At 72.8% G+C, this 6,139-nt stretch carries 6 protein-coding genes; 2 read left to right on the forward strand and 4 right to left on the reverse strand.

The annotated features are described in order from the left end of the window. Nucleotides 1-1,468 (forward strand): penicillin-binding transpeptidase domain-containing protein (locus tag N4P33_RS31270; protein ID WP_260830318.1); only part of this gene is annotated, 1,468 nt, incomplete at its 5' end. A 46-nt stretch (nt 1,469-1,514) separates the two neighbouring features. On the opposite strand, the gene N4P33_RS31275 is transcribed toward N4P33_RS31270, so the two are convergent. From N4P33_RS31275 to N4P33_RS31290, 4 genes are all read right to left on the reverse strand, one after another. Then, the gene (locus N4P33_RS31275; protein ID WP_399030450.1) at nt 1,515-3,464 is read right to left on the reverse strand and encodes a protein-arginine deiminase domain-containing protein; all 1,950 of its coding nucleotides are present in this window, start codon (nt 3,462-3,464) and stop codon (nt 1,515-1,517) included. Between the two features lie 181 nt (nt 3,465-3,645). Continuing rightward, entirely contained in the window at nt 3,646-3,975 is a 330-nt protein-coding gene (locus N4P33_RS31280) for an antibiotic biosynthesis monooxygenase (protein WP_260830320.1), read from the reverse strand. Between the two features lie 145 nt (nt 3,976-4,120). Continuing rightward, nucleotides 4,121-5,110, reverse strand: coding sequence for a hypothetical protein (locus N4P33_RS31285; RefSeq protein ID WP_260830321.1), 990 nt, complete (start codon nt 5,108-5,110; stop codon nt 4,121-4,123). Nucleotides 5,111-5,292: 182 nt separating this feature from the next. Beyond that, nucleotides 5,293-5,652: a hypothetical protein gene (locus tag N4P33_RS31290; RefSeq protein WP_260830322.1), complete on the reverse strand. Its 360-nt coding sequence runs from the start codon at nt 5,650-5,652 to the stop codon at nt 5,293-5,295. Nucleotides 5,653-5,801: 149 nt separating this feature from the next. Here N4P33_RS31290 and N4P33_RS31295 point away from each other — a divergent pair. Further along, nucleotides 5,802-6,139 (forward strand): alcohol dehydrogenase catalytic domain-containing protein (locus N4P33_RS31295; protein ID WP_260830323.1); only part of this gene is annotated, 338 nt, incomplete at its 3' end.

Below are 6,139 nucleotides of genomic sequence, written 5' to 3' on the forward strand. Positions count from 1 at the left end.
CCCCGAGGCGACGGCCGAGGCGCGCGCCTTCCTCGCCGACTGGTCCGCCGGCCGCCTGCCGGACGCCGCCGCCCGCACGACCCGCCCCGACCAGGCCCGGCAGGTGCTCGGCAGTTTCACCGCCGGGCTCGACATCGAACGCCCGGAACTCACCGCCGAAGCGCCGAAGGAGACCGGCGACGGCACCGTCACCGTCCCCTTCACCGCCCGCATGCCGGTCACCGGCCTCGGCACCTGGACGTACACCTCCGCGCTGCCGCTGCGCGAGCAGAAGGACGGCGCCTGGAAGGTGGACTGGAAGCTGTCGCTGGTGCACCCGAGGCTGAGCGACACGAAGAAGTTCCGCCTGGAGCGCGAGGAGAGCAAGCCCGTCGAGGCGACCGACCGCGACGGCGAGACCCTCTCCGGCGAGAACCACCCCTCCCTCGGCCCCGTCCTCGCCCAGCTGGCCGCACCGGGCGGACCCCGCGGCGCGGTCCTGCTCGTCGACCGCGCCACCGGGAAGGCCGAGCGCACCGAGGCCGCCTTCGGCAGGAAGCCCGCCGCCGGGGCCGACGGCCCCGTGCGCACCACCCTGGACCCGGCCTGGCAGTCCGCCGCCGAGCGCGCCCTCGCCGAGGCGGGCGGCAAGAACGGTGCCCTGGTCGCCCTGCGCATCGACGACGGTGAGATCCTCGCCGTGGCCAACGCGCCCGCCTCCGGCTTCAACCGCGCCGTCTCCGGCACCTACGCCCCCGGCTCCACCTGGAAGATCGTCACCAGCAGCGCGCTGCTGCTGAAGGGCGCGGTCGCCCCGGACGACGTCGTGGACTGCACCAAGCACCTCACCGTCGGCAAGAAGTGGCAGAACGTCGACAGCTCCGAACACCCCGGCGCCACCTTCGAGAAGGACTTCACGGAGTCCTGCAACACCGCCTTCATCAGCCTGCGCGGCAAGCTGGGCGACGGCGAGCTCGGGGACGTGGCGAGGAAGTACTTCGGGATCGGCCAGTCCTGGCACGTGGGCGTCCCGTCCTACGACGGTTCCGTCCCGAAGCCGCGCGACGCCACGGAGAAGGCGGCGTCGATGATCGGGCAGGGCCGCGTCCAGGCCAACCCGCTGATCATGGCGTCGGTCATCGCGACGGCCGTGTCCGGTACCTTCCACCAGCCCGCGCTGGTCGCCGGCACCGAGGACACGACCGCCACGACCCCGCTCCCGCGCAAGGTGGTGAGCCAGCTCCGCGCCCTGCTGCGCGCGACCGTCACCGACGGCACCGCGGACGTCCTGGCGGACCTGCCCGGCGAGATCGGCGCCAAGACCGGCACGGCGGAGGTCTCCGCCGCTCAGGACAACAACGGCTGGATGGTCGCCCACCGCGGCAATGTGGCCGTGGCCTGTGTGATCGAGGAGGGCGGCACCGGAAGCGGCTCGGCGGGCCCGGTGCTGCACAGCCTGCTGTCGTCCGTCCCCGAGGAGGCCGCCTGAGCCCGGGTGGCCGGAAAGCACCGCTCCGGCCACCCGGTCCGCATGACTACGACCTCTTCCACCAGGCCGCGCTCGCGTCCCGCAGGGTGTTCGTGCCGCAGTGCACCTCACCCATGCCGAGGTGGTACGTGTACCAGTCGTCGAGGTACGACACCTTCAGCCCCGTCCGCCGGTACGCGGCGCTCACCGCCTCGGTGAAGATGTCCTTGCCGCCGATCACCGGACCCCACTGACGGGGCGCCAGATACCGGTCCGGACCCAGCAGCACGCCGTTCACCGCACCCGGCACATACGCGCTGGTCATCACCGTCCCGGCAGCCCCGGCGGCATCCTCCCCGGCCATCCACTTCTGCTGGCCGCGCTCCCGGAGCGTGTCGACCAGCGGGGCCTTGCCGCCCATCCGGGTCAGCCGCGGCACGGGCACCTCGTCCCCGCTCGCGTCCGTCGCCTCGCCGTCCCGCGTGTAGAGGGCGGGCACCCGGACGACCTCGGCGTCGGTGACCCCCGTCTCCCGCTCGAGGATCTCCAGGTTGGCGGCGATCCGGCGGGCCGCCATCTCGTTGTCGGCGACCAGATACCGGGAGGCGAGCGCCTTGTCGATGGTCTCCTTGGGCGTCGGCTGACCGGCGATCCCCGGCACCGAGAACATCTTCGTCCTGCCGTGCCCGGCCCGCTGCGCGTCCCGCAGCAGCTTCAGTCCCGCCTCCGGGTCGGCGATGCCGATGCGCCAGCCGCGCGGGGTGTCGGCGGGCAGGAACTGCACGAACTCGTCGACGTGCCCGACGCTCAGCCAGGAGGTGTCCAGCAGCAGCGGATCCTGCAGACCCTGCGCCTTCAGCAGCGTCCGCACGGCCTTCGAGGGCTTCTCGCCGCTGTCCTTGCGCCAGCCCTGGATGATCCGGCCGGCCGGGTACGAGCGGCCCGCGTGCGCGTAGGGCGGGATCGTCTCCAGGTTGCCCATGGAGTTCAGCGTCCAGTCCTCCGGCTCCGACCGGTCGAAGGCCTGCACCACGCCGACGTTCTTGCCGCGCACCTTCTCGAACAGCTCACGGCCCGCCTCGCGGTCCCGCTGGTCCGAGCGCAGCATCACCCGCATGGTCTGCGGGCGGCCGTCCGGCCCGGTCATGCTGACGTACGCCGGCTCCACGAAGTCCTGCGCCCAGGGGTCGCCGTACTTCTCGAAGGTGATCAGCGGCTTGGTGATCCCGGCCTTCTTCACCTCCGCGGCCAGGTCCTTGACGAACTTCTGCTGCAGCCGCTCCCACTGGCCCTTGCCGGGCACCTTGGTGACCATGAGCTGCTGGGCCTTCTGGAGATGATGGTGGGTCAGCAGCGGCGCGACGCGCAGCGTCACCTCGTCGGAGGTCGTACGGCTCCCGGCCGTCACGGTCAGGCGCACCACCGCCCGCCCGTCCCACTTCTTCGTGTCACGGACGACATCGGTGGCCTCGACTCCGAACTGCACGCCCGCGCGCAGTTCCTTCGGCGTCAGCCGGGTCCGCGAGGTGACCGGCACCCAGGCGCCGTCCCGCTCGAGGAAGAGACGGGTGTACTTGGCACCGGTGGTGATCTTCAGGCTGCCCTGGGCGGTCTTCGGCACCTTCGCCATCGGCACCGAGTGGATTCTCGCCAGGTCGGCGGCGTCCGCGCTGCCGTTGACCTTGGTGTCGGCGGCGTCGTTGCAGGCGGCGAGCTTGGCGTCGGACAGCGGCTTGCCGCCGGGCCCCTTGACCGGGCAGCGCTTGGTGTCGTCGTCGATGTTCGGCAGCATCACCGCGCCACGGCCGGTGGACCAGGCGTCCTCACCGGCCGAGTCCGTGCCGCCGGTGACATCGACCCGGCCGTCCCGGTTTACGTCGGCCCGCAGATCGGCCGAGGCCGTGCCGGTCGCGGCGTGGGCGGGGGACAGCGGTGTCACGCATACGGATCCCGCCGCGACGAGAGCGACGATCACCGGTCCTGCGGGGTTCCTGCGTATACCCGTACGAGTCCGCACGGCGCATCCCTCCTCAGGTGGGGGGTGGTTGTGTCGCCGTGCAAGAGGAGGAAGAAGGGCGGCACGTTCCCGGTGAGGCGCGGGTCATACGGCCGACGGGCATACGGAGCTGACGGGGCGTCGGCTGTCAGGGGGCCCGGTCCCCGACAGCATCCGCCCCGCCGCTCGTCGTCCTCGAAACTCAGCCCTGCTTCGGGCCCGCCTGCTGGACCACCTCGAACGACCACAGCGTCGCGTCCGTGGCCGCGGGCTTCGGACGGTCACCCTGCTCGCCGCCTCCGCCGCCGTGGGCCGCCTGACCCCGGCCGGACATCCAGCGCTGGAAGTCCTCCTCGGTCCGCCAGCGGGTGTAGACGAGGTAGGTGTCGGTGCCCTCGACGGGCCGCAGCAGCTCGAACCACTCGAATCCGTCCGAGCCCTCGACGGCCCCCGCCCGCGCGGCGAACCGCTTCTCCAGCGTCTCCCGCTGCTCCGGCGGGACAGTGAGTACGTTGATCTTGACGATGCTCATGCGGGCGATTGTTCCGCAGGGCGGCCGCGGGCGGCGCGGTCGAGGCGTTCCTGGAGCGTCGCGGCGAACTTCTCCGCGCGGGCGAGCAGTTCCGCTCGCCGCGCCATCGAGACCGAGTACGCCCAGCGCGGCAGGACCGTCGAGATCAGCCGAGGCAGACCACCAGCAGGCAGAGCCGGTCCGCAGAGGTCGGGTCGGTGGTGGGGTCCGTGGCGGGGGAGGACGGGGACGAGGGGGTGGACGGGGAGGACGCGGAGGATCCGGAGGAGGTGCCGGACTGGTCCGTACCGCCCTTCCCGCTGTTGCCGCCGGTGCCGCTCCGCCGGCTGCCGCTGTTGCCGGCCGTGGACCCGGCTGCGGTCGCCGCCTCCTCGCCGGACCGGGCGGCGGAGCCCGCGACGGACGCGGTCCTGTCGCTCACGGGGGCCGAGGGGGTGGACCGCGGCTGTGCGCCGACCGGTGTGCGGGACGTGGCGGCGTCCGCGGTGCGCGTGCCGGACGGCGTGGTGGGGGAGGCGGACGGCGCGGTGGCCGTCGAGCGCCGGTCGCTGTCGTCGGCGGACGGCGACTGCGGGGAGCGGTGCGTGCCGGACGGGGGCGTCGACGCCGTGCCGTCGTCGCCGTATGCGTCGGCGGGGCCCTTCGCGCCGCCCATGCCCGAGACGCCGGGTGCCGTCGCGGCCTGGGCGCGGTCGCCCGTGCCCCGCTCCATGGAGGCGACGGTCAGACCACCGCCGACGAGGGCGACGGCCGTGGCGACCAGGGCGCGCCGCTGGGTCTTCTTCCACCGGGCCAGCTGCCGCCGCCGCGCCGCCCGTCCGGTGGGCGCGGATATCGCGGGCGCGGCGTCGGGGTCGAGGTCGGGCGCGAGGTCGGGGGACGGGGCCTCTCCCGGGGCCGCGGACTCCCATGCCGCAGCAGCCGTCGTCGTAGCTGCCGCCTCAGGTCTCGTACCGGCCGTCGTATCAACCCTCGCACCAGCCGTCGCGTCAGCCGGTATCGCGGTGGCGAACGGGTCGGAGGACCTCGGGGCGGCTGCCGGGACCGCGGGCGCGATGTCAGGGGCGTAGGCACCGCAGCCCGGGCACACCAGGGCGCCGTTCAGATGTCTGCGGCAGGTGGAGCAGTAGTCCATCGGTGTCTTCCTGAGTCGGCGTGCCGACGCGGGGGCGAGGGGTCGCCGGCGGGACGCCACGGTAACGACAGCGATGCGCCACTGTGTGCAGTCCGTGTGCCACTCCTGCGCACATTCTCTGGATCTTGAACACCCCTCACGTTCGAGGGGTGCCGTCCGCGACGCCGGGAACTCCTGCTCGTCTACTCGTCGGAGTAGCCGATGGCACCCACGCTCCACGCGCTCACCTCGGCGATCGCCACCCGGTACATGCCACCGGTGTCGGGGATGCCGTAGCTCCCCTGGAGGATGCGGGCGACATGGAAGTGCAGGTGGGTGGGGCGGGCGCCGGGTTCGCCGGACACGGAGAAGGCGGTGGCGAAACGCCTCAGCGAGGCGGAGTCCCCCAGCACCTCCGCGACACGTTCTCTCCACATGGCCTCGGGGGCCAGACGTCCCGTGATGACGGCCCCGGGGACCACCACGGTGAGGGACATCTGACTGTTCTGCTCCGACTCCACCATCGCGGCGATGTTCACGAGCAGACCATCAGGGTGCGACATGCTGAGAGAGCGTAGCCGAGCCGGGCCCCGGCCGGGGGTCCGAACCACTGCCGGTAGGCCTCCTGGACTATTCCGGCCCCGTGGACGCGTTGTACCGCCACATGCCCAGTCCGGCGCAACGCGCCGCATATCAGGGGGAGATGACATCTATGTCCGTTCGCGCGCTCGTCGTGGATCCGTCCGTGCCCGCCACCGCCGTACGTCTCGCGGAGGTTCCCGACCCGGTGCCGGGGCCGGGGCAGGTCCTGGTGGACGTCACGCATGTCTCCTTGAACTACGGCGACCTCAACGACGCCCGCTCCGGCCGGGTCCCGGAGGGGGCGGTGCTGGGGTCGGACGCGGCCGGTGTGGTGGTGCGGGCGGCGGACGACGGGACCGGACCGGCGGTGGGGACGCGCGTGGTGGCCCTGACCTCGGGGGCGTTCGCCGAGCGGGTCGCCGTCGACGCGGACGCGCTCGCGGAGGTGCCGAAATCCCTGGACGCGGC

Origin of the sequence: Streptomyces sp. 15-116A (genome assembly GCF_025290915.1) — a bacterium.
Classification (GTDB): domain Bacteria; phylum Actinomycetota; class Actinomycetes; order Streptomycetales; family Streptomycetaceae; genus Streptomyces.

Bases quoted from the DNA above. Each gene is read 5' to 3' on its own strand.
- N4P33_RS31290 (WP_260830322.1), bottom strand. From the start codon at position 5,652: ATGTCGCACCCTGATGGTCTGCTCGTGAACATCGCCGCGATGGTGGAG.
- N4P33_RS31280 (WP_260830320.1), bottom strand. From the start codon at position 3,975: ATGAGCATCGTCAAGATCAACGTACTCACTGTCCCGCCGGAGCAGCGG.
- N4P33_RS31285 (WP_260830321.1), bottom strand. From the start codon at position 5,110: ATGGACTACTGCTCCACCTGCCGCAGACATCTGAACGGCGCCCTGGTG.